The organism is Rummeliibacillus pycnus (genome assembly GCF_044359855.1).
GTDB classification, from domain to species: domain Bacteria; phylum Bacillota; class Bacilli; order Bacillales_A; family Planococcaceae; genus Rummeliibacillus; species Rummeliibacillus pycnus_A.
In genome coordinates this window covers 3,181,655-3,206,893 of the sequence record NZ_CP132291.1, presented here as the reverse complement: position 1 = coordinate 3,206,893, position 25,239 = coordinate 3,181,655, and the positions used below count along the sequence as shown (strand labels likewise).

General features: G+C 35.9%; 20 protein-coding genes. 11 read left to right on the top strand and 9 right to left on the bottom strand.

The window, feature by feature from the left end; all coding sequences use genetic code 11:
- Nucleotides 1–121: 121 nt before the first annotated feature.
- The gene (locus tag Q8X41_RS15735) at nucleotides 122–2,302 is read right to left on the bottom strand and encodes a bifunctional metallophosphatase/5'-nucleotidase (protein WP_397537187.1); all 2,181 of its coding nucleotides are present in this window, start codon (nucleotides 2,300–2,302) and stop codon (nucleotides 122–124) included.
- A gap of 787 nt (nucleotides 2,303–3,089) precedes the next feature.
- Between Q8X41_RS15735 and Q8X41_RS15730 the strand changes: the two genes are divergently transcribed.
- Nucleotides 3,090–3,737 carry a hypothetical protein gene (locus tag Q8X41_RS15730; protein ID WP_397537186.1) on the top strand — a complete coding sequence of 216 codons (648 nt, stop codon included), beginning with the start codon at nucleotides 3,090–3,092 and terminating at the stop codon, nucleotides 3,735–3,737.
- Between the two features lie 203 nt (nucleotides 3,738–3,940).
- Complete coding sequence (locus Q8X41_RS15725) at nucleotides 3,941–6,097, top strand: alkaline phosphatase PhoX (protein ID WP_397537185.1); 2,157 nt, start codon at nucleotides 3,941–3,943, stop codon at nucleotides 6,095–6,097.
- Nucleotides 6,098–6,260: 163 nt separating this feature from the next.
- Here the strand turns inward: Q8X41_RS15725 and Q8X41_RS15720 are convergent, their stop codons facing one another.
- Together Q8X41_RS15720 and Q8X41_RS15715 are read right to left on the bottom strand one after the other, a co-directional pair.
- Complete coding sequence (locus tag Q8X41_RS15720; RefSeq protein WP_397537184.1) at nucleotides 6,261–6,791, bottom strand: DUF1643 domain-containing protein; 531 nt, start codon at nucleotides 6,789–6,791, stop codon at nucleotides 6,261–6,263.
- A 394-nt stretch (nucleotides 6,792–7,185) separates the two neighbouring features.
- The gene (locus Q8X41_RS15715) at nucleotides 7,186–8,964 is read right to left on the bottom strand and encodes a sigma-54 interaction domain-containing protein (RefSeq protein WP_397537183.1); all 1,779 of its coding nucleotides are present in this window, start codon (nucleotides 8,962–8,964) and stop codon (nucleotides 7,186–7,188) included.
- Between the two features lie 161 nt (nucleotides 8,965–9,125).
- Here Q8X41_RS15715 and Q8X41_RS15710 point away from each other — a divergent pair, with 161 nt between their 5' ends.
- From Q8X41_RS15710 to Q8X41_RS15675, 8 genes are all read left to right on the top strand, one after another.
- Nucleotides 9,126–9,329, top strand: a complete 204-nt coding sequence (locus Q8X41_RS15710; protein ID WP_397537182.1) for a hypothetical protein — start codon at nucleotides 9,126–9,128, stop codon at nucleotides 9,327–9,329.
- A 60-nt stretch (nucleotides 9,330–9,389) separates the two neighbouring features.
- A complete protein-coding gene (locus Q8X41_RS15705) occupies nucleotides 9,390–10,808 on the top strand; it encodes a purine-cytosine permease family protein (protein ID WP_397537181.1) in 1,419 nt (472 codons plus the stop codon).
- Between the two features lie 15 nt (nucleotides 10,809–10,823).
- On the top strand, nucleotides 10,824–11,807 hold the full coding sequence (locus Q8X41_RS15700) for a heme-dependent oxidative N-demethylase family protein (RefSeq protein ID WP_397537180.1): 984 nt from the start codon (nucleotides 10,824–10,826) through the stop codon (nucleotides 11,805–11,807).
- Between the two features lies 1 nt (nucleotide 11,808).
- The gene (locus Q8X41_RS15695; RefSeq protein ID WP_397537179.1) at nucleotides 11,809–12,315 is read left to right on the top strand and encodes a hypothetical protein; all 507 of its coding nucleotides are present in this window, start codon (nucleotides 11,809–11,811) and stop codon (nucleotides 12,313–12,315) included.
- Entirely contained in the window at nucleotides 12,312–13,277 is a 966-nt protein-coding gene (locus Q8X41_RS15690; protein ID WP_397537178.1) for a PDR/VanB family oxidoreductase, read from the top strand. The genes Q8X41_RS15695 and Q8X41_RS15690 overlap by 4 nt, the downstream gene beginning before the upstream one ends.
- Nucleotides 13,278–13,294: 17 nt before the next feature.
- A complete protein-coding gene (locus Q8X41_RS15685) occupies nucleotides 13,295–14,782 on the top strand; it encodes an aldehyde dehydrogenase family protein (RefSeq protein WP_397537177.1) in 1,488 nt (495 codons plus the stop codon).
- Nucleotides 14,783–15,358: 576 nt separating this feature from the next.
- Complete coding sequence (locus Q8X41_RS15680; protein ID WP_397537176.1) at nucleotides 15,359–16,342, top strand: Two component regulator three Y domain-containing protein; 984 nt, start codon at nucleotides 15,359–15,361, stop codon at nucleotides 16,340–16,342.
- A gap of 133 nt (nucleotides 16,343–16,475) precedes the next feature.
- Complete coding sequence (locus tag Q8X41_RS15675) at nucleotides 16,476–17,054, top strand: hypothetical protein (RefSeq protein ID WP_397537175.1); 579 nt, start codon at nucleotides 16,476–16,478, stop codon at nucleotides 17,052–17,054.
- 850 nt (nucleotides 17,055–17,904) lie between these two features.
- On the opposite strand, the gene Q8X41_RS15670 is transcribed toward Q8X41_RS15675, so the two are convergent.
- Nucleotides 17,905–19,995, bottom strand: a complete 2,091-nt coding sequence (locus Q8X41_RS15670; RefSeq protein WP_397537174.1) for a methyl-accepting chemotaxis protein — start codon at nucleotides 19,993–19,995, stop codon at nucleotides 17,905–17,907.
- A gap of 600 nt (nucleotides 19,996–20,595) precedes the next feature.
- Between Q8X41_RS15670 and Q8X41_RS15665 the strand changes: the two genes are divergently transcribed.
- Nucleotides 20,596–20,979, top strand: coding sequence for an HsmA family protein (locus Q8X41_RS15665; protein ID WP_397537173.1), 384 nt, complete (start codon nucleotides 20,596–20,598; stop codon nucleotides 20,977–20,979).
- Between the two features lie 682 nt (nucleotides 20,980–21,661).
- Here the strand turns inward: Q8X41_RS15665 and moaD are convergent.
- Genes moaD through Q8X41_RS15640 form a run of 5 tightly spaced genes read right to left on the bottom strand, consistent with a single transcriptional unit; the run spans nucleotide 21,662 to nucleotide 25,167 of the window.
- The gene (gene moaD / locus Q8X41_RS15660) at nucleotides 21,662–21,895 is read right to left on the bottom strand and encodes a molybdopterin converting factor subunit 1 (protein ID WP_397537172.1); all 234 of its coding nucleotides are present in this window, start codon (nucleotides 21,893–21,895) and stop codon (nucleotides 21,662–21,664) included.
- A complete protein-coding gene (locus Q8X41_RS15655; RefSeq protein WP_397537171.1) occupies nucleotides 21,888–22,367 on the bottom strand; it encodes a molybdenum cofactor biosynthesis protein MoaE in 480 nt (159 codons plus the stop codon). Before Q8X41_RS15655 ends, moaD begins: the two co-directional genes overlap by 8 nt.
- A 1-nt stretch (nucleotide 22,368) precedes the next feature.
- Nucleotides 22,369–22,884: a molybdopterin-guanine dinucleotide biosynthesis protein B gene (gene mobB / locus Q8X41_RS15650; protein ID WP_397537170.1), complete on the bottom strand. Its 516-nt coding sequence runs from the start codon at nucleotides 22,882–22,884 to the stop codon at nucleotides 22,369–22,371.
- The gene (gene glp / locus Q8X41_RS15645) at nucleotides 22,848–24,137 is read right to left on the bottom strand and encodes a gephyrin-like molybdotransferase Glp (protein ID WP_397537169.1); all 1,290 of its coding nucleotides are present in this window, start codon (nucleotides 24,135–24,137) and stop codon (nucleotides 22,848–22,850) included. Before glp ends, mobB begins: the two co-directional genes overlap by 37 nt.
- A gap of 13 nt (nucleotides 24,138–24,150) precedes the next feature.
- Nucleotides 24,151–25,167, bottom strand: coding sequence for a thiazole biosynthesis adenylyltransferase ThiF (locus Q8X41_RS15640; protein WP_397537168.1), 1,017 nt, complete (start codon nucleotides 25,165–25,167; stop codon nucleotides 24,151–24,153).
- Nucleotides 25,168–25,239 lie beyond the last annotated feature (72 nt).

Sequence of the window (25,239 nt, the reverse complement as noted above, 5' to 3'; positions counted from 1 at the left end):
CTATCTCAACCATTTACGTCATCGTACCAAGTGGGATTTATTCACCATAGATATATTTTTATCAAAAACATCAAAAAATCACCAACTGATTCCTAATTCATCAGATGGTGATTTTAGTTTTTTATTTCTTCACATCTACAATTCTACCTTCTACTTTTGGTTGAATAGTTTTCAGGTTTGTTAGATGTTCTGCTAGGTTCTCCCAATCTGATAATCCTAGGTCTGTTACGCGGCCTTCTGCATATGCTTTGGCGAAAACTGTGAAGCCGTCTCCACCTTTTGCGGTGAAGGCATTTGTCGCAACTTTGTAGGTTTGATTATCTTGAATAGGCGTGTAGTTACCATTTGCGTCTTTGTATGAGATGGAAACTACTCGCTCACCTGCTGGTTTGGATGAATCAAATTCTACTTTAGCTCCAGATACATGTAGGAATCCGCCATTTTCTTTTGGATATGATTTGAGGCTGGTTTCAAATGCTTCTTTTAACTCAGCACCAGTTAATGACATCGTTGCAAGTGTGTTACCGAATGGTAGAACAGTGATTACTTCACCCACTGTAATATCACCAGCAGGAATAGCTGATCGAATACCTCCACCATTTTGCATTGCCATTACAATATCTTTATCATACGTTTTTGCTTTTGCAAGCATACCATCTGTAATGATGTTACCTAGAGCTGTTTCACTATTTCGTACGCTAATGCCGTTACCTTCTGCATCAACTCTTGGGTTAGTGAGTTCACTTTCTGCTTTCGCTCCAATGGATTTACCAGAAACCGCCTTCAATTTTTCAGAGTAATCTTTCAGCATCGCAGCAGCTTCTGGATCTTCTGGTAAATCAGCTGTCTTGATCAACTTGCCATCTGATTTCACTACTTTACCAGCATAATCGAACTCAACATCTACTGTTCCTAAAAAGTCGCTATATTGATAAGCTTGAACGATGACTGTTGGATCTTTTGCTTTATTGTCGTTGTCTTTTTCAACAACCACAGGTTTATCCAGTTGTGTATGGCTATGTCCGCCAACGATTACATCAATCCCTTTTACAGATGCAGCTAATGTTAGATCGTTATCGACTGCTGGGTTATCATCATAACCAATATGTGTTAATGCAATAATTTTGTCGACACCTTTACCTTCGAATGCCTTTACTGCTTTTTTAGCTTCCGCTATATAGTTTTCAAAAACAATGCTTCCAGGGCTTGAGATATCTTTCGTCTCAGCTGTTGTTAATCCGAAGATACCTACTTTTTCACCGTTAATGTCTTTAATGATTCCATTGTAGATTTTGCCTTTCTCAGGGTTACTTGAGATTAGATCCGTGAATAAACCTGTAAAACGTGCATCCGCTGAAAAGTTCACATTGGCACTAACAAATGGGAAGTTTGCTCCTTTGATGAAATCGGCAAGTGCTTGGTGCCCTTCTGGACTTGAGCCTAAATCAAACTCATGGTTACCAAAAGTCATAGCATCATAGCCCAATGCGTTCATAAACTTAAGATCTGCTTGTCCTTTAAATTCATTGAAATACAGTGTACCGCTAAATACGTCACCTGCATCTAGTAGCAATGAATTTGGCTTTTCGGCTCTGACATTTTTGATAGCGGTTGTTCTTTTTGCAATATTATCTAAATGAGCATGTGTGTCATTTGTATGCATTACAGATAATGTAAAGTCTTCCTTCTTGCCATCCACTACTTTAATTTCATTGCCTTCAGGTGTTTTGATTGTGCCATTTGCAAGTTTTGAATCTTTATACCAAAGCTTATTGAATTGGACAACACCCTTATTCAGAGTGGATCCATTATAGAGTTTATCTTGATAAAGCACTAGACCTTTGTTTAATTTAGCACCGTCATAAAGTTTACCTTTATAAACAACTTTGCCTTTGTTCAAAGATGCCCCGTTATATAATTTATCTTTGTAAACTGCGAGGCCTTTATTGACCTTACCTTTTACATAATACTTCCCTGATTTCGAATCGATACCTGTAAATACCTTACCCTTCACATAGTAGATTTCTTTATATTTACCTGTTCCTTTTTTGCCATTTTTATAATATATATTACCTTTTATACCCGTATATAATTTGCCATTTTTATAAAGTTTGCTATTAAATGATTTGAACCCTTTCACAACTTTACCAGTTGCTTTGTCGACAAGTTTACCATGTGAAATTTTATAACTCGATGCCGCATCCGCTTCTACTTGTGTCGTACTTACAGCTCCTAATATTACAGCACTCCCTAAAACTAACGATGCCACCGGTTTAACAAACCTCAAATTATACTTTCCCACTTGACCATCCTCCTGGAATATCATTTAATAATGAAACTACCAGTTTCACTAATATATTACATTATAGATAAATATATATATATTATCCAATGGATTGATAGAATATTTGCAATATATTTAAATGCGAATCAATTTCATAATGCAAAATCCATATAAAATATACGAATATTTAATGATATTTAATATTGTTATTGCAACGCTTTCGACAGCGAGTTCTCGAAAATGGATTTATGAAGTTGATTCATTTTCGATTTCATATATGCTTTTCTAGTTAAAAATATATATCTGCTTGAATGAAGTGGAATTAGCTCCGCTTTCCGTGGGCGAACTGACGAGCCTCCTCGCTTGTGCTCCTGCATCGCTTCGCTAGCTTCGTCGCAGAGAAAATCTCGCTGCGGGGTCTCGTCTAGCTCGTTTTCCCACAGGAGTGTCCGCTAATTCCACTTCAACGAAGATAAATATACTGGATTTTCTCATAAATTTACATCTATTTTTACTTTTTCAATGTTCTCCTTACTTTCCCTCAGGACTATGAATTGACCTCTCAGAATTAACTTAGCACGACAGAAATGCGAATGCATTTTCGAGGACTCGCCATCTTCCGCTTCATAGACAATTTTCTACTAGATATGGCATATAACAATGACCCATTTAATGTTCGTTTTTTTATCAAACCATTGAATTATAAAATCAATTCATATTCATAAATAATTAGAGTTGAAGTGGAAAGACTAAATTATAGTGAATTTTGTGAGTGACAAACACCACTTCAGTAGGAGGTAAAATATTGAAAATATTTTTGAATTGTGCAGTATTAATCATGGCTTTTTTCTTATTATTCTCCGAACCAACAATTAACGATTCGTCACTGGACTTAGTATCTGCATCGACTTCAATAAATCCGAAGATTACTATTAAGAATTATAAAAATAACAAAAACTTTCAGTATGCAGTCATTAGTGGAAAGAAATACGATGCAGCTAATAATCAAATGTTGAAATATATAGCAAGTATCTATGAAGCTGATCAAAAATTTAAAAAGGAAAATTCTAAATATGCGTCCTATAGCATCAGCAAAGTGAAGTTCAATCAGGATAATAAAATCAGCATTTCTTATATTAATGCATTTTATCTAGGCGGGGCACATGATGATGTCATAATGACGGTATTCAATTTTTATAAAGGTAAAAACATTACATTACAAAAAGCATTCAAAAATTCAAAAGCCTATTTCGAAGCAAATAAATATGTAAAAAATTATGTTCTAAATCATCCTCATCAATATCCATTAGCAACTCAATATACTAATATATATAATCACCAATTCTATTGGACACTAAAAGGTATCAACGTTGTGTTCGATCCTTATGAATTAGATTCTTTTGCATCGGGTTTTAAATATGTACCTGTTCTACAAAGGTATTTAAAGTACTAAATTTGCACATTCTAAAATCCTAAATCAGATATTTAAAATAAAACGATAAAGAACTCTGTAGAAAAATTCTATAGAGTTCTTTATCGTTTTATTAAATTTCTTACACATCTTTAACAATCTTTAACACCACCTTAATATTCCATTAATAGTTATTATGTGTAATTATTGATAGAAGGCTATTAATCTTTTAGGAGGAATATTGAATGATGAATAAGAGATTTGTTAAAAAAGGAGCTGCAGCGGCACTAGCACTAGCCATTGCTATTCCAGCTATTACACCTACTCAAGCAGCTGCTAAGGAACAATTGAAGATTGAATCTGTTCAGTTCAATGGGATGAAAGCCCCGTCAACTATTGATCAAATGGTAAAAACATACACAACTGCTTCAGTTAATGTTAAATATAATAACGGAAAAGTTAAAACTTTCCCTCTTTCTTATAAACAATTATTTAAATCTGAAGATAAAGTAGCAACCGCAAAAGGAGAAAAGATACCAGCAGGTACGCCAATTGATGTGAATGGAAATCCAATCAAAGATCCTAGCAGCACAAACGGAAAATACTTTATTTCAGATTCACCGGATTCAAATAGCATTTTAAATCCTATCAACGGAAAACTTTTCATGGTTACACATTATGAATATCAAACAGTTGGTGCTGATGGGCAATCAACTTATGGTTTGGTTCCTGCTTCTATGTCTTTAACGGAGTTGGATCAAAATAAGAAAACGGGTGAACTTACACCGAAAAAAGTAAGTAAGATTGACTTTTCTTCTGTGAACGGTCTTTGGATTCCTTGTAACGGATCTTTATCACCATGGAATACACATTTAGGTTCGGAGGAATACGAACCAGATGCACGTACATTTGAAAGTGATCCAAAATCAAGCGCAAGAACTTGGACAGAAAGTTTTGCTAAATTTTATTTTGGAGATGCAAAGAAAGCAAATCCTTATTTCTATGGTTACTCACCTGAAATTACAGTGAATAAAAACGGTGATACATCTGTTGTGAAACATTACAGCACAGGCCGTTTCTCTCACGAACTCATGAAAGTAATGCCTGATAACAAAACTGTATTCTTCGGTGACGATGGTGGTAATACAGGGATGTTTATGTATGTAGCAGATAACGAAAAAGATTTATCAGCTGGTACATTATACGCAGCTAAATTTAAACAAACGGGAATTGAAAACGGTGGTTCTGGAGATTTACAATGGATTAATCTTGGCCATGCTACCGATAAAGAAGTGAAAGATATTATCGATAGCGGTATTAAATTCAGTGATATTTTTGAAACATCTGATACTCCTGCACCAGGTTTCACAGCTATCAAAACATATGCAAGTAAAAAAGTAGAATATTTAAAAGTGAAACCAGGTAAAGAAAAAGCAGCAGCTTTCCTTGAATCACGCCGTTACGCTGCAATCCTTGGTGCAACGACTGAGTTTAATAAAATGGAAGGTGTAACGCTAAACGCGAAAGATAGCAAAGTATACATCGCTATTTCCTATCAAGAAGGAAGTATGGAAAAGGATGCAACAGGAAAAGATCCAGCAGACCATATTCAATTACCAAAAATTAAATCTGGCGTCACCTATCAATTAGACTTAAATAAAGGTCAAAAAGATAGCAAAGGTACAGCAATTAATAGTTCATATGTAGCTGCATCTATGTCAGGGCTTGTAGTTGGTGAAGACCTTCCTGCAGCTGATTCATATGGTAATACAGCAACTGTGGACAAAGTAGCAAATCCAGATAACTTAAGCTATTCTGAAGCAATGAGAACACTATTTATTGGTGAAGACAGTGGTATGCATACGAATAACTATGTATGGGCTTATAATGTAGATACGAAGAAACTGGATCGAGTTTTATCTACACCAGCAGGAGCCGAATCAACTGGTTTATTCGCAGCAGATAATCGCAATGATTTCGCCTATATCCTAAGTAATTTCCAACACCCTGGTGATGAACTTGATACAAAATCAATTACAGCGGTGAATAAAGATGAACTCGAAAAAGCAATTGATACACAAATCGGTATAAACAAAACAGGTGGCATTGGCTATATCTCTGGTCTACCTTCTTTGGTGAAAATGCCAGATTTCGCACCACCTAAAACACCGACAGTTAAAAGAGTAACGCAAAAAACTACATCTATCACTGGCAAAACAGAAGCAAATGCAACAGTATTCATCTATAACGGCAATAAGTTACTAGGAAAAACAGTTGCGAATTCAAAAGGCGACTATAAAGTGAAAATCAAAGCTCAAAAGAAAGGCACTACATTAAAAGTAGTTGCTCAAGATCAAGCTGGTAACAAAAGTAACGGTACTGCCATTAAAGTAAGTAAATAGAATTGAAATTGAAAGAGGCTACGAAATGATTCGTAGCCTCTTTTCATTTCCTTAATAGACTCATTTAGGACTTAAATTATGTCGGTTCGTGTATTGCCTCAATTATGACTCTTCTAACAAACTAAAACCTTCTAATAGATTTTTCTATTAGAAGGTTTTTAGTTTAAGTTTGAATATTCGTATTCTCTGAATAACGATATTCTTTAAAGTTAATTACTGCTTTTATAGATATCGGATGCATTGGCCAACCGAATGAGTCTGTATGAAGGTGATACAATTTTTTACCGGTATCCTCCATATATTTTAGAATGGGATAGTTCGCATTGAACCATGTTCCTTCCTCCCCCCATGCGGCAATAATCATATCTGTTTCATCAATAGATTGCTTAACAATTTCTATATTTTGCGGAATTGAACGAACATCCACAGCCAACAGTTTCTTTGAGGTTGGCGTTCGTAGAGAAAATAGGTTTACGATAACAATCGAACCATACCCATTATAAGAAGCAATTTTAATACATTTATCAGTGGTTTGATCACAATTCTCCAATTCTACTGTATTTGGATTCAGCAGAATAAACAAACACACTGGCAAACTCTCATCCCAAGTGCAAATAAGTTTTAATCGATGCTGCTTTGATTCATCAAACATTACTCTTACATTCTCATTAGGTTTCCACGGTCTCATCATCATCATTAACCACTCCATTTATGCAGTTATTCTAAAATGTTTTCAATCCCTATATAACATTCCTTATATTTTCCATAAGAGACTTTGTATTTGAAGTATTAATGGACTATAAACGATTCATATGACTAATTGATAAATACGTTAGTTTTACTTTTAAATTACTGGTCTCCCCTAACGCTTCACCTCCTACCCCATTCAGCATATTTTTACTATTTTCATGCTTGGTTTTATTATTATCCAATAATTCAAACTGAAATTCTACAAATATTTTTTCTTTTTAAAATATTTATTTATGGAATCGATTTCATAATTCCATTTTCGGTTTTTACATACGACAACCACATGATAAAACAAAAAAAGGACAAAGAAGTCCTCTTTAAAAAACTTCTTTGTCCTTTTATATCACTACATTTAACTGGTGTCCTAAACGTTTTAACTCCATCGTAATATAGGATTGGCTATAATCATAGCCTATAATCGCATGTACTTCACCTTCATCGGTCATGAGAGGTGCAAAACATGTTTTCCATGATCCATAGCGATCTTCATAAACTGATGTAATCGAAACATTCCCTTTGAATGCATCATCGGCAGCTTTTATAACTTCCTTTGGAGCTTGGTATTCTTCACCGTTTGCCATGACAAAATCGTCACATGCTGACACATGTATCAAGTTCCCCTCTTGACTTCGCTTGAATACATATACCCAATGAATAATACCTTCCAGTCGTTTTATATCTGAAAGCTTCTTTGTCAATAAATCGGTAGCATCGCATTTCTCATCCTCTATTGCTTGTTGAACAAGCTTTAATGGGATTGTGACAGCTGTTACGATTGCGATAGATCGTAGCCTTTTATCAAGCTCCTCTTCTAATACCGCTCGTTTCGTTTTAACTGGTAATTGTTCTTGCTGCCTTATTTTTTGTAATTTACGACTCATCGTTGGTTGGCTAATACCTAGCATATCGGCTGCTAACTTTGGCGATTTATAACGAGCCATTGCCATTTCGATTAACTCTTTCTCTACTAAATCAAATGCGTCTTTTAAAGGTAAAACTTGTGAGAAAAAATGATTGATTTTAGTCGGTTTCTTTTCTAAATTTAGGATTCCTAAAATTTCTCTGCTTGATATAATCTCTGTTTCAGTTAAAACAACTAGTCGTTCTATACTATTTTCTAATTCACGTACATTCCCTGGCCACTCCTGAGTACAAAGATAATCCACTGCGTCATCTGTTAAGACTACATTTAAATCATATTTTTGAGTAAATTTAGCGACAAAATAATTGATGAAATCCGGTATTTCTTGCACACGATTTCGTAGGGCTGGAATATGAATGGGAACAATATTTAAACGATAATATAAATCTTCTCGAAACTTCCCTTCTTGTACAAGTTTAGCGAGATTCTGATTGGTTGCTGAAACAATTTGAACATCAATTGGATAAGATTTTTGGCTACCAATTGGCGTCACTGTACGCTCTTGAAGTACGCGAAGTAACTTTACTTGCATTTGAAGTGGTAGTTCTCCAATTTCATCTAAAAACAGAATCCCATGATCTGCCTGACGAAATTTACCGATGCTCCCTCCTTTGGATGCACCTGTATAAGCCCCATCAACATGTCCAAATAATTCATTTTCAATTAAATTTTCTGGAATTGCTCCACAGTTAATCGCAACAAATGGTCCTTTTTTTCGCATACCTGATACATGAATCGTACGGGCTGCCATTTCTTTTCCGACTCCTGACTCTCCTAAAAGCAAAACAGTTACACCCGTTTTAGCAGTTTTACGTAATTTCTCATATACTTCATACATTTCTGGGCAATTTACGATAAACGGAAATTCAGCTGGAATAGCTTTATATACTGTATTTTTACTATTTATCTCCACTTTACTGTAAGCATATATCCACTTAGTTTCATATTTAAATACTTTCGTTATGATTTGTAGCCCTGTTCTCGTTTTTTGAAGAAATGATTGCCTTTCTTTTTCTGCTATCAATGAAAAAATTGCTTTCTCAAAAACTCTCCGTTCTAATTCTTGAATGGTATGTAATATTGTTCCCTCATATAAAAAGCTACTTTGCCCTACCAAAAACTCTTCAATTACACCAGTACCATCTGCAATCACCACACCATCGAATTGTTGTAATAAAAATTGCTTCCAGTCCATTATTCCATTCACTCCGCTCAATTTCAGATTTGAATAACGCTTTCAAAATCGAATAGTAAAAAGTTTCGAATTATTGTAAAAATCAGAATTTTAAGTTGGCATGATTCTTGCTTTTATATAAAGTAACCGTAAAAAATCTTAACATAAGGAGGTGATTGAATATGACAGAATACACAAACAAAGCATCTGTAAATCCCTTAGCCCTTTCTCTACAAGATCGACTAACAGCCGAACTAGAACAAAAAATCCATGAATTTGAACAAGAAGAATCGCAATATAGTGGTCATTTTCGCCTTATTGATACGGTTGATGTGTTAACCTGTATGTCTCTTGTAGCACTTTTCTTCATTATAACAGTAATTTAAGGATAAATTATCTAAATACAAATACAAATAACATTGAAAAAGCACAAAGGAGGTCAGTCTTTGTCTAAAGAGAACTCGAATATTGCGGATGATGTTGCTCTTGGCTATTTACCAACTGATAAAAGAGGTAAAATTTTCGGTTTATGGGATTTAATCTTGGTACAGGTGGTAATTGGATTCTCTGCTTTCGGGCTTTTGACGGGTGCATATACAGGAAGTATGTTGAATGCAAAAGATTCAATAGCTGTCATTCTATTTGGAAATGCCTTTCCGATGTTTTTAATTGCACCGATTGTTTTACTTTTTGCACGCTATGGAATCGATACATTTATTGGCTTTCGAAGTTCACTTGGCTATTTAGGGGCAACTCTCTTCTTCTTATTATTTCTCTGTTTAACTCTTGGTTATATTTCCGTTGCATTATTTATGTCGGGCCAAACGCTTGTGGAACTTGCTACTTGGCTAGGTTTACCTAAATTCTTCATAGATTCAACAACTGGAACACCCTTTTTTGCTATTTTTTTATTTTTTATTGCCTTTATCATAGCAGCTAAAGGACCAATCGCTATCAAAAAATTTAACCTCTTAGCAGTTCCTTCATTTTTAGTATTTTTAGCAGGATTACTCGGAATTTTAATATTCAGTTCTCATATCCCAGCCATTAGTTCACTTATACCATCAGAACCATTTGACATAAAATCACAATCTTTTATGACAGCACTAGAAATTAATATTGGTATGGGATTTTCTTGGTTACCTTACCTTGGGCAATATGCACGCCTAGCAAAAACAGGAGCTGGTGCATATAAAGCTAGTTTTTATAGCTATGGCATTATTGTCTGCCTTGCAGCTTTGGTTGGCGCTCTAGCAACATTAGTGATTGGTTCTATTGATCCATCTACCTGGATGTTCCCAATAGGGGGCTCATATCTAGGAGTTGCTGGCTTACTTCTTTTAACCGTAGCAAATGTAGGAGCGGTTATTTTCCTTATGTACTCCCAAGCAATTAGCTTTAAAACAATGTTTCCTTCAAACTCCTGGAAATTCTCAATGGGTACAACAATTCCTGCAATTCTCTTACTCATTAGTCCCACTTTCTATAATGCATTCGGTTCATTTATGTCGTTTATTTCCTTTGTAATGGCTAGCCTAGGGGGCATTATTATTTCTGATTACTTCTTTGTAAAAAAACAAAAAATTTCGCTTCGCGAACTCTATAACTTAAAAGGTGACTATAACTATTATAAGGGGGTTAATCCATCTGCTGTAATCGCAATTAGTATGAGTACGATTGTGTACTGGTCTTTATACAATCCGCTCACTATGGAATCTAGCAAACTCTTTTTACATCTATCAGCCGGTCTTCCAACCTACTTTGTGGCTCTCGTGACTTATTACATCTCTGCAAAATATGTATTTAAATTCTCTGTTGATCATTCAACGGTATTGCCAATGATTCACCCAACTAAAGATCATTAAAAGGAGGAAACTTAAATGTTTACACAAGATTTAGATTTTAAATGTACTGATTTGAATACTTTCCCGTTCCCTTTCCGTTCGGGAAATTACCGATATTCTAATGATTTAAGTAAACTCGAAAATTTAAACTGTATTGAAATTACACCCGAATACAAACTGCAAGTGGAAGCTAAACGACGATTACTTGACGAACAACCAGACGTACGTTTTCAAGCACTTGAAGGAACAGATGAATTTCAATGGGAAATTTTAGAGATGTTAGTGGAAATGGCAATAGATCGCTATCCTCAACATTTTTCCTTAGAAAAAAATGGCCAAGTTTGGACTTTCGAAAACCACATATTTAAGGACAAGGATACATTCACATTTGGAGACAGCAGTACACTTCCATATGCACCACTAGATTATATTGGACGTCATTTCCATAATGATTTTATCTTAATGGTTCATAGGGATAACAACTTCTATTTAGAAGTCGGCCAAGTTTCGTATGCCGCTCTTTTTTCCGCAAATTGGAATGCGGGTATGTCCTTCGATGAAATTCATGCACCTGTTCCCTTTGTATCAAGAAAAGGTGATCAGTTAGTAGAAAGAATTCGCAGGTTTTTGTTATCTATTAATCCTGGTGAGCCTTGGACACGAATCAATTGGAATTTAATGGCGGATCGTTGGGATGTTAACTACGAAACAATGGATGTATGGGAACCTCAACGAAATCTTATTACGCCAGAAAACGCCGGTAAACTCGTTCGCTTACGAGTAGAAGAACAAAAATTTTATCGTATGCCACGTAGTAATGCGATTCTTTTCGTTTTAAACACTCAATTTTTACCTCTGGAAGATTTAAAACTACGTCAAGAATGGTTTGATCTAACTTATAACGTACTACAAGATATACCTGAAGCAATGGCCGAGTACAAAGGCATTGCACCTTTTTTACCTCAATCAATTGAGTACTTACGCTGTGAAGCTGAAAAAATGAAAAAGGAGGAAACTTAATATGCCACAACGCCCAAGCCTTTATGATCGTTCTATCGTTTTAACTGATGAATCCTTCATATGTAGAGAATCTACCAAAAAAATTTTGATTCTTCGAGAAAAAGATACACAGATTTCAAAAGAACTATTTCCAAAAACAATTCCTGTTATAGAAATGGTCATCCCAGAGAACAAAGAAATGATTCGTCAATTAATACAAAGTCAAACCATTGGCACCCACATTTTTGTCCTTGCACCTTGGGACAAAGCAAGTATGGTCTTTGACGTATGTATTGAAGAAGGAATGGCCGAAGAAGAGCTACAAATTCAAATACTAGGTGAGAAGAAAAAGAAAGTCTACTGTATGAAATGTTATCAATTACATGAAGTCAAACTAGATGATACGACAACACAGTGCTCATGCGGAACTCACTTAAGTGTCGGTCCCTTCTTCTCTGCCCTTCGGAAAGGGTACATTGGCTATCCTTTCCTACCAATTATCGAAAAAGTAAGGAGTTGCGTAAGATGAGAGTTGCCGGGAAGATCGAAGTTAAAATAGAGAAAATTGTAAACGAAACACATAACGTAAAACGTATTCGACTAGTTCCAACTGATCAATCTCTTTTACCTGCTTTTACTGGAGGTTCCCATATTGAAACGACCATTAATAAAGGTGAAACAAGTTATGTTCGTTCCTATTCTTTAACTAGTCCGCCAACCAATCGTAATTTTTATGAAATTGCTATTCAGCGAGATTCTCAATCTCGTGGTGGGTCAGTGTTCTGGCACGAACAAGCTGAGATTGGTCAAACTATATCTATCAGTTTTCCAAGAAACCATTTTCCACTAAGTTCTCGTGGTCGCCACCATGCATTTTATGCGGCAGGTATTGGTATCACACCATTTCTGACCATGATTCGTGATTTACCAAAAGAAGATACTTTTGAATTGCATTATGCAGCTAAAACAAAACAATCTTGTGCTTTTTATGATTATTTACAAGAGCACTATCCTAATCAAACGACATTTTATTTTAGCCGTGTTCAAAATCCTCAACGAATGGTACCTGACACAATGGCCACTCATCGTGTTGGAACGCACGTTTACTTTTGTGGCCCTACGAATATGGTAGACGAATTTCGCAATGCAGCTAAATCTATAGGCTATCCCGATAGTGCTATTCATTTTGAACTGTTCGGTAACAACAACGATAATCTACCTAAAAATCCTTTCATCGTGGAACTTACTGAAAGTGAACAAATACTCGAAGTATCTGACAAAGAAACGTTACTTGAAACACTTTTAAAAGCAGGTATTGATGCTCCTCATTCTTGCCGTATTGGTGGTTGTGGAAGTTGTGAAATAGATGTTATCGATGGTGAAGTAGATCACCGAGATGTCTTCTTAAGTGAGGAAAATAAAAAATCACGTAAAACCATCTTAACTTGCTGTTCACGTGCCAAATCAGAAAAACTTACTTTAAAACTATAACAAGGGAGAGAATGCAAATGACAATTCAAACAAGTGTATTAACATTAAAAAACTATATTAACGGTCAATGGAGCGAACCAATTTCAAAAAAATACGAAGAAGTGATTAATCCTGCGAACCAAGAAGTAATTGCTTATGCTCCCCTCTCATTAAAAGAAGAAACAGAACTCGCTATCCAAGCAGCAAAAGAAAGTTTTCTATCGGGTGTTTGGTCTTCCAAAACTACGCATGAGAGAGCAGCTGTATTAGTAGAAATCGCCAATAAAATCGATGAAATGGCTGAAGAATTAACGATCCTAGAAACACTAGATAACGGAAAAAGAAAAGATGAAGCAAGTTTTGACATTGCGGATGCCGCTACAGCTTTCCGATATTATGCAGGCCTGATTTTACATCCAGATGGTGAGACTTACCCTGTACCCGATAATGTGCAGGCAATGGTCATAAAAGAACCAATCGGGGTTGCAGGATTAATCGTACCTTGGAATTTCCCTCTTTTAATGGCTGTATGGAAAATTGCTCCAGCATTAGCTGCCGGTAATAGCATTGTCTTCAAACCTTCTGAGGTTACACCTGTTACAGCCATGAAACTGTTTGAAATTATACATGATGCAGGCGTGCCAAAAGGTGTTGCTAACATGGTCATAGGACATGGCGATACCGTTGGCCAAACCATTGCAGAGAGTATGGATGTTGATATCGTGTCCTTTACTGGTAGTACAAATGTTGGGCGTAAAATTATGCAGGCAGCAAGTGGGAACCTAAAGAAAATTTCCTTAGAACTTGGTGGCAAATCACCAAATATTATCTTTGCTGATGCAGACTTTGAAACGGCCGTTGATTATGCATTATTTGGAATTTTCTATGGCGGGGGTCAAGTTTGTTCTTCAGGTAGTCGTATTTTAGTTGAAGATAGCATTTATGATGAATTTGTTGCTCGTTATATTGAGCGTGCCAACCATATTAAAGTTGGCCCTGGACTTGCAGAAGACACAGAAATGGGTGCAATAGTAAGTGAACAACAGATGAATCGTATTTTAAATTATATTGAAAGTGGAACTAAGGAAGGCGCTACGCTTGCTGCTGGTGGTAAACGTCTCACTGAAAATGGATTAGACAAAGGTTTCTTTATAGCCCCAACTGTTTTCATAGATGTTACAAACGATATGCGTATTGTACGTGAAGAAATCTTCGGTCCAGTTGTCACTATCCAAAAATTCCATTCAGAAGAAGAGGCCATTCAACTCGCGAATGATACGGATTACGGTTTAGCTGGCGGCGTTTTTTCGAGCGACGGAGCCAAAGCCTTACGTGTGATTAAAAAAGTTCGCGCAGGTATTACTTGGGTCAATGATTACCATCCAACATATGTAGAAGCTCCTTGGGGTGGTTACAAACAAAGTGGAATTGGTCGCAGTTTAGGCAAATACGGTCTTGAAGAATACCAAGAAACAAAACAAGTGAATATTCGTTTAAATGTTGAACCGAATGGTTGGTTTAAATAATAAAATGTCCGCTACAGACGGCGCTTTCCACGGGCTTGGCTTCAATCTCCTCAGGCCAACACGATGTTGGTCACGAAGCCGTTGCCACAGGACGTGGCGTTCTTAGACTTTGTTCCTTAAAAGATGTAATCTTGCATCGCTTCGCTAGCTTCGTCGCAAGAAATTCTTTTTAACAAAAGAATTTCTTCCTGCGGAGCTTTCAGCTCAAGCTTTTCCCGTAGGACTTTGAATGAGCCTCACTGAATTAGCATCGCACGAAGGAAATGCGAAGCATTTTCGAGGACTCGCCGTCTTTCGCTCCACAATGTACAAAATTGGATAGCTCAATTGTTCGTATATTTCATATGAATTTTGCATTATGAAATTGAGTTCATATAAAAAAACAAAACGCCCAAATGCTAAGATCTCTTCTGCATTTCGGCGTTTTAATTTTACTATCAATGTAGCAAAATTACGTGATGTGGTTCAGCATTGTAAAACTATTGTGAAGTGTTTTTTAAATTCAATAATTCTACCTTCGACTGTAATAAAATAATCTTTAGATTTGGACAATTTTACCTTGTAAAGGAGACCCTTATGTTTAAAGGCGAAAAAATTTTTGAAAGTGAAAAGTCAATCAAGTATTTATTTCAACAATCATATGCAAAGACAAATAGCTTAATCATCATATTTTCGGCGTTTCCTACTAAAGGAAAACAGCCGACATATAATTTTGTTCGAACACTAAAAGAGTTTGACTGTAACAAGCTTTTTATATTGGACGACTTTGGTAGTAGAGCAAGTTATTATCTTTGTGAAAAGAGGGAATTTTCCATTGAAAGATCCGTCATTTCTTTGATCAACTATATTATGAAAGAAAATAACATTGATCACGTCATTTCTTGTGGATCTAGCAAAGGTGGCTATGCGGCTTTATATTTTGGCATTAAATATGGATTCGATCATATTATCGCTGCTTCTCCTCAATATTATTTAGGTGACTATTTACTAGATCAAACGAACTCACAAGATGTGACTCTTTTCATGTCTGGATTTTCAGGGGACGAAGATCATTCGTTTCTGAATGAGATCATGCCGAAAATGATTGAGGAAACAGAAAACAAACCGAATATTTTCATACACCTAGGGAAAGACGAACCCCACTATGAAAACCATGTAAAACCCTTATTAGCTAAATTAGATACTGTTAAAATCGAGTACGATATTGATTTAGGAAACTACAGTAAACATAGTGATGTCAGCAAATTCTTTCCAACTATTTTAAAAGAAAGTATTCGAAAGCTATTAAACTATCCTTCACTTGAATTAATCCAATCAACTAAAGGTCAGCAACCTATTGGATCACAATGCATATTTGTGGCTAAAACCGATTCAGAGGAAAATAAAATCGCATGGTATATTTACCGCGACAATGAACGAATTGATATGAAAAATTATTCAACTGATCATCAACTTTCAGTAACATTTGATCAAGTAGGTAAATATCATGCAAAAGCTTTTGCAGTTAATAGCTTGAAGCATAAAGTTTCTGTTAGTTCAGATGAGATTGAGGTTTTTTAGTTTCTGAAATCAATGTCCTACGGGATAAGCTTTAGCTGAAAGCCCCGTAGGACAGTTTATTGAAGAAGAATAAACAAAAATTAAATTAGTACGATATATAATAAAATAAAATTTGATGCAAAGGGGCATTAACTTGAGAAAGATAATAGCTATTATCTTTATTTGTTTAATATCCGCATTCCTAATGACTCCAACAACTGAAGCAACTACAAAAAGTTATGCTTGGAATCCAAACAAGGTTTACATCTACTATGGGGATATTAACCAAATAACATATACGTTTATGAAAAAGAAAGATGGTATATCTTATTGGAAAGCAAAAAACCAAGGTATTAATGATAATGGTAAAATTGAATGGACTGATACTTACACATTCAGACAAAGAGAAACAAAAAATGGATTACAATGGGAACTTACAGGTGAGCCAAAAAAGAACTATTTCTACTTAGCGTATCCTGTTGAAAAAGGAAAAACATTTCTAAATTGGAATGGAACTCCGACCAAAATTGTATCAACAAATGCAACGGTAAAAATTAAAGCAGGTACATTTAAAAATGTAGTAATAACAAAGACCACCGATAAACATTCAGGAATTCAAACTAAATGTTATTATGCCCCAGGTTATGGATTAATTAAAGCAGGTCATACTACTAATCCAAAATATCCATATGAAACAGAGCTTGAATTAAAAAAAGTAACAAATAAAAAATAAATAATCAAAAAAACCACTTCTTAGTGGTTTTTTTGATTGATGATGTGTGGGAATTAGTTAAATTTATAAATCTTTTTTTAAATCTTACTACTCAGCTTCAAATAGCTCTATTTCGTCACCTTTACTGCTTTTACCTGACCATCAATGTATATGTCACTATTATAAACTGCTCTTACTTTGATTTTATAAGTATGCTAACATATGATATTTTCGTAGAAATACTCTTTGTTGTATCATATTAATAATCGTTTAATCCTCTATATGAATAGTAAATTTCATATTTTTTGGCACCCGTTACTTTTTTCCATTTTAATGTAATGGTATTTCTTCTTGAGTTCGATGCAGCTGTAATTGTTGGTGATTATGGTTTAATCTTAAATGTAAATGATCTGGTAACTCCGGCATACTGTCCCTTACCTTTAAACGTAACATTTGCTTTTCCAACGTTTTTGTTGTTTTGTTGTTAAAGAAATAAAGTAAAAGGTATTACCTTTGAACATGCAGTATTAAATTATCCCCTTTCGAAATACCCGTTATTATCTAATTATATTATTTTATACCATTTTTATATATATTACTGAATACTCATTTAAATTAAACCTAAATAATCATTTATAGAATTTACTATAAAAAAATCATTAGATGATTTCTATTGGTCTACTTTGTATTTCCTCAAAAAAAATACTAGAAATTTATTTGATTAAAATAAAAAGCCCTATAAAGTAGACTATGAATTGTCTACTTTATAGGGTTATTAATCTTAACCTCTGTTCTCTACTGGTTTTGTAAACTCTATAAATTTGAATACAGTTTATCCCGTTTTTTAAAGGACTGCCTTATTCAAAGGAAACTAGTACTTAAATTTTGATAACGATTGATCAAGTGATTCTGCCATATGAGTAAGGTTGTTGGCCATTCCCTGAATCTCTTGCATTGAAGCATTTTGTTCTTCCATAGTTGCTGATAATTCTTCTGTCCCTGCAGATGATTCTTGGCTGATTGCAGCAATACTTTCTACGGCTTTTAGCACTTCTGTGGTTGCATCATGAATTGTTTTAGATGCACCATTGACTTGATTGATTTTGTTAACCATTTCATTGATATTTTGATGGATATCATCAAAAGCTACTCTATTTTGATCAATTAAAGTAGAACCTACTTGAACTTCTTGAACAACACCATTCATAGCTTGTTCAACTTCCTGTGTTTCTTTTAATACACCGACAATAATAGTTGAAATTTGATTTGTAGATTCTGCAGATTGTTCGGCCAGTTTTCTCACTTCATCAGCTACGACCGAAAAACCTTTTCCATGTTCTCCAGCACGTGCTGCTTCAATGGCTGCATTTAAAGCCAATAAGTTTGTTTGAGCCGCAATGTCATTGATCACTTCAAGAATTCTTCTAATTTCTTTTGACTTTTCACCTAATTGTTGAACAATACTTGCAGTGGACGCTACTTTTTCCTGGATTGTTTGCATCCCTTGTATCGATTGATTAGCACTTTGTAAACCTTTTTCAACGGAACCCTCTGTTCTATGCGAACTCTTCGTCATCTCTTCCAAATATTGTCCTATGTTTTTTCCTGCTTGGTCTACATGTTGGACTTTTTCTAACGTTTCATTAGCATGTTGCGCTTGATCAGTCGAACCTGCAGCTAATTGTTCCGTTGTCGCAGATACTTGTTCAATGCCATCACTTATTTCATTGGTATGTGTCAATAATTCTTCACTATAAGAAGATACTTGTCTTGAGATACCTGCAGCGTCTTTGATTAATGTTCGAGTATTAGAAGTCATCTCATTCATAGCCTTCGCTAATTGACCGATTTCATCTTTTGATTGAATCGCTAATGCTTCCGTAGTTAAGTTGCCACCAGCAATTTCTTGAACATTATCGACTACTTTTACAATTGGCTTAACTAATCCTCTCGCAATCAATGTAATCAATGCTGCAAGAATAATGATACCAATAAGACCAATAATGATTGAGTACTTCATCATTGTAGTGGCATCTTGTTTTACTTCATTTAACGGAATAGTAATCATAAGTGACCAAGGAGTATCTGTAGAACGGATATGGATCGGTGTATACACTTTATATACATCATCCCCATTAGATACTACATCAGTATAGGATAAGTATTGCCCTGTTTGAACAGCGCTTTTGACTTTACTTGAATTTTCACCGGCAAGCTTAAAACTGCTTTTTCCAACTAATTGATGTGATTTGTGAGATACAATTGTTCCATCATTCGAAATAATGGCACCATAGCCACTATTATATAGGTGAATTGAGTCGTTAACTTTTTGTATAGCGTCTAGACTAATATCCACCCCAACAGCCCCAACTACCTTATCATTCATCTTAATAGGTACGACAACTGTGGTCATTAGTACTTTTTTTCCACCTACTTGATAAGTGTATGGATCGAGGATAACTTCTTTACCAGTGCTTTTGGCAAGATCATAATAGTCGTTTTCCCCTGGTACATCATAATCATCTGATGGGATTAGACTAATCTGATCATTTTCCCAAGTCCAATAAGGAATAAATCTCCCTGTTTTATCATGCCCCTTGGTGTTCTTATATTTTTTATCTGCTCCATCGAAAGCATTTGGTTCCCAAATTGTCCAAGTAGCCAAGAAATTCGGATTTTTTTGAAGTGTATTTGCTAAAATGAAATTTGCTAATTGACGGTTCGCTTTATGATGTTCTACCATTGAGGTTAATGTAGTTGCAATCCCTCTAGAAGTATCCATTGCATAATTTAATTTATCTTCAACATTACTTGCTTGTCTTTCACTTTCCATGGAAGCTATTTTTTTGGCGTTTTTTACAGATGATTGATTGACTTGATATAGATTAAATCCTATGATCGTAACAAATACAATCATACATGTACCAAGAATCGATAATAATATTTTAGTTAATAACTTCATCGAATATAATCTCCTTCAAATGTACAGCACAATGAAGCTCAAACTGAAGTTGCCCCTTCAAATTCTGTTTGACTATCACTGAAATGTCTCTCTATTCAATTTTACCCTTCTTACCCAATAGAAAATTACAATTACGTATTACAATTCACATGTCAGATTAATTACGACAAATTTTATGTTTTTTCTTTTCTACCATGTCGTTTCTATAGTACGTATGTATTTCAAATATAAAAAGATCAAGCTAATAGATACTTTATACCCATCTATGAACTAAGGAATAAAATACTATATTAAAAGTAAAAAAAAGAAAATTTAAGCGCACAAAGAAATACTATTACTCCCAACTATAAATGTCAATAAAATTCAATAACGCATATTATTTTGGAAATATAAGGTGGCTTGCTATCGGTACTTTTACATCTATTATTTATTCTTTTATGATGAACCTCTATCAGAGCTCTATGTCTCTATTAAATTGTGTCTATTCCTGCACCGCACTCAAAAATTATTGTTGCATTGGGTCATGTTATCTCCCATACTATTGAAATGGTATCACGCTCCTTTAGTACCATATCTTTTAAAAGAAAGAAGGAAACACAAATGGATAGTACATTACTTTTATCAATTGTAATCATTACTCTTGCGCTTATTTTCTACACATGGGGTGTATTTAGCGAAAAACGTACAGGAACAATTAAAATAAGTCACATTTTAAGTTTTGTAATTGGTCTTGTATTCGATACAATTGGTACAACTACAATGGGCACTATTGCTGAAACAACTGGCGGATCAAAATTAGGTCTACATCAAATAGCAGGCGGTTCGGCTATCGTTTTAATGGCTATTCATCTTATTTGGGCAATTTATGTCTATCGAAAAGGAACTGAAAATGCCAAACATCAATTCCACAAATTTAGCATAGGTGTATGGGCTTTATGGCTTATCTCTTATTTGTTAGGAGCTTTTTTAGGTATTACACACTAAAATACAGGAAACATGTCCTTTTCATTGGAACAATATATAACACCTTTGAAATCAGGATTAATATAAAACTACTGTCATCTGAACTGCATCTCAATTGGAGGTGCAGTTTTGCATTACAAGAGCTGAAAATTTTTTTCCGACTAATTTGTAAAGGGATGATCATATAGATAGTTATCGGAAAATTCAAATAATTAAAGGTGGTTTAATTGAAAATATCAAAACACCACCTATTTAATTTACCAATAGGTGGTGTTTATTTAATTTACACATGAGTCAATTTCATAAATACTTTTCTAGTTAAAATATAGTATTTACTTAGTATACCGCTCCAGATTTCGCTTTCCACGGACGAGCGTTTAGCCTCCTCGGAAGCTAAAACATTGTGCTCCTGCATCGCTTCGCTAGCTTCGTCGCAGAAAATTCTTTTTGCTTAACTCAAAAAGAATTTTTGCTCCGGGATCTCGTCTAGCTCGTTTTCCCACAGGAGTCTCCGCTAATTCCACTTCAACGAAGATAGCTACTAGATTTTTATCAAATCTTTGCATTATGAATTTGATTCACATAAGTACTAGTAAGCACTTTTAATCTTCGGCACATATCCTTTTGAAAATATAATTTTATATGAAAGTCCCATACTAACAAATTTGAGTGTACCTGTTACTGCCTTGTTGTTGTCTTTCCACTACCCACCACTAATCGGTGGAATAAATGCCACTGTATCACCTGAGGTTACAATGGTTTCATCGTTTGCAAATTCCTCGTTCACGGCCGCCATCGTTAGCTGTAAGGATGTTAGAGTATACTGCTCCTCTAACCACTCTTTTACTTGTTGTACCGTTGCTTCTGAGGCATCCATCATCACTTGCGACTGACCGATTTCCTCCTGTAATTGTGCAAAAAGTAGGATGTTAATCATGCTTTTCCCCTCCCTCCACTACAGGTTTTCCTGATGGATAAGGTACATTTTCGAGCTGATCGCCAATCCAAGCTGTGCCATCTTCCCAAAATTCCTTCTTCCAAATCGGCACAATTTGTTTAATGCGATCAATGACGTATTCATTTGCCTCATAGGCTATTTTACGATGTGGCGAAGAAACAGCGATAACAACTGCAATATCTGAAATTTCCAATCTCCCTGTACGATGCGTAATAGCAAGATGCGCTTCCGGCCATTTTTCTTTTATTTCCTTTTCAATTTGCTGAAACATTTTAATCGCCATCGATGGGTACGCTTGATACTCTAAATGCAACGTTTTTTTGCCCTTTGTCAATTCTCGAACCGTTCCAATAAAGACCGTGATAGCCCCTGCATTACGACTCTCTACTTTTTTCGTAACTTCCTCTACACGAATAGGCTGATCTGTGATAACAAATAATTTTTCTTCCATTTTAGTTCCTCACTTTTTTTAGTAAAAGTTCCATATAAAGAGCTTCTTTCCTTATTGGAAATGCAGGGCATGTAAAAGTGGAAAGGTCTACATCTTGCCAATACAGTACACAAATGATATTCGTCAATTTCTGTAAATAGGCGACATCTTCCTTATCACGAATTAAAACGACCTTTGGATAATCTGCCTTTTTGTAGCCCTCTACTAAAATCATATCGGGGTGAAATAGTTGATATAATTCAACGAGCTCCTCAAGCTGCCAGGAGGCCTGCTGAATGTTCAAACATAATGTACCGGCTCCTTCGACACCAGCAATCACTGCACCTGCTCTTTCATGACGCTGGCTGTCTTTTCTATATACAGTTTCGGGTGCTCCACCATGACCATGATGCTTAATGGTTGCAACACGTGCCCCTTCCTCTGAAGCCTTAGCAATTAACTTCTCCATTAATGTCGTTTTTCCACTATTTTGATAGCCGACTATCTGTAAGACGGCACAATGTTGTCCCATGGCCATTCACTTCCTTGTTCACCTTCAAGTAATAAAACGTCTACGCTCATCCCCTTCTCATAACCGCGCGTACCACCAGGAAGTACAATGAAAGCTTGAGCCTCCGCTAATGAGGAGACAGCATTCGATTTATTAAAGCCTGAAGGTTCTGCAAAGAGCTGCCCCTTTTCAAAGTAAATGCGAGCACGAATAAAACGTGTAAACGGATTAGCCTTTTTGAAATCTTCTCCTAAAATGGCTTGCTCTCTATGCAAATGTGGTGCTTGATTTGAAAAGGCGTTCCGCACAATGGGACGAACAAATAGCTCAAAGCCTACATAGCAGGCAGAAGGGTTTCCTGAAAGTCCGAACAAAAGCTGGCCGTCTCGCTGTGCAACCGTTGTGACACTACCTGGACGCATCGCTACTTTATTAAATAACACCTCTGCACCAAGCGCCTGATAAATTGCAGGCAAGTAATCATAATCACCTACGGAAACGCCACCTGTTGTAATGAGCATATCCACCTCAGATAAAGCGGATTTCACTGCATCAATACAAATGTCTAGATTATCGCTAAATATACCATAATAGCGTGCCTCTGCTCCAACACGTTCAATTTGCGCCATAATCATATAGGCATTGCTATTACGAATTTTACCAGGTTGAAGCGGCTCATCTGTTTCTAATAATTCACTCCCTGTCGCAATCACACCAATGACTGGTTTACGTGTTACCGGCACTTCATGATAACCAAAAGTAGCTAATAATGCGGAGACACCAGGGTTAATAAACGTTCCCTTTTGAACAAGTGCATCTCCCTTTTTCATATCCTCCCCTTGATACGAAATATTGTCGCCTGCTTGATAAGCTCGTTTAATTTCCACATAGGTTTTGCCCTCTTTTACATAAGAGCGTGCCAATTCTAGCATGACAACTGCATTACATCCTGCTGGAATTTGAGCACCAGTCATAATACGAACAGCCTGTCCCTCTTGCACATGCTCTGGAAAGACAAAGCCTGCTCCAATTTCTCCAACGACTTTAAAAGAAACAGGGTTCTCCGCGGAAGCGGATGTACTATCCTCTGCACGAATAGCAAAACCGTCATAGGGAGAGCGATCAAAAGCCGGCACATCTTGATCCGCTTTTAAATCTTCTGCTAAAAAGCGACCATATGCCTTAGGCAGTGGCACCATTTCCTTTCTTCCTGTAAAAGCAAATTGCATCACGCGACGAACAGCCTCACCAACTGAAATAGGGGTTCTCTTTTCAAACATTTTCATACGCTCCTTATCCTAATAAACGATAATATAAATTTTTTGCCTGCTGCACATCATTTGTACCATGCACAAGCACTCGACCATCTTGGAAAATAACGAGTCGATAATCTTTTAATTGACATGATAATAGATATGGATTTTGCTGAATAGTGCCATGCTTTTGAAGCTGTTGAGCTAGGTAATCTAAATTATAGTCATCTGATCTCTGAGGTCGAATTTGTACAGCATTTCGACCACACAATACATCCACCTTCGTTTGATTCTCAAAGGCTAAATAAGGGTAAATTGCCTGTTCACCGCATGACGGACAATCCTTTTTTTTCGCCTTTTGTACACGCATATCATAATGCTGATTATGCCATACATCAAACGTGCGATACGTATCACATACTGCCTGCCAATCCTCCACTAAAATTTTCAATGCCTCCGCTACTTGATAAGCTGCTACTATTTGCACAGCTGGGCTAATGATGCCTGCTGTATCGCAGGTTATCGTCATATTTGGTACCGCCTGCAATAAGCAGTGCAAGCATGGCGACTTTCCAGGAATAATCGTATAAGTCGTACCATAGCTACCTACGCATGAGCCATAAATCCACGGAATATGATATTTTTGTGCTAAATCATTAATGACAAAACGAATATCAAAGTTATCAGTGCCATCCAAAATAACATCGACATCATGCACGATGCTTTCTAATGAATCGGCCATTGCATCCATGACTAATCCTTTAATCTGTACGTTCGAATTAATACGTGCGAGCCTTTCCTTTGCTGCAATGGCTTTCGGTATTTCTTGCTCTGCTTCCTTTTCACTGTACAGTTGCTGGCGTTGTAAATTACTCCATTCCACGTAATCACGATCCACAATTGTCACTTTACCAACACCTGCTCGTACAATAGCCTCTGCACTGGCACTCCCTAATGCGCCTGCTCCTATGATTAGTACATGCTTTTGTTGCAATAGCGCCTGTCCTTTTTCCCCAATCGGCTGAAACAGTTGCTGTCTAGAATATCGATCACTCATTCAAAACGCTGCCTTTCTATTACTGAATTTTATTTGACCTTTCGATTTATATCGTTATAATTAATCATTGAT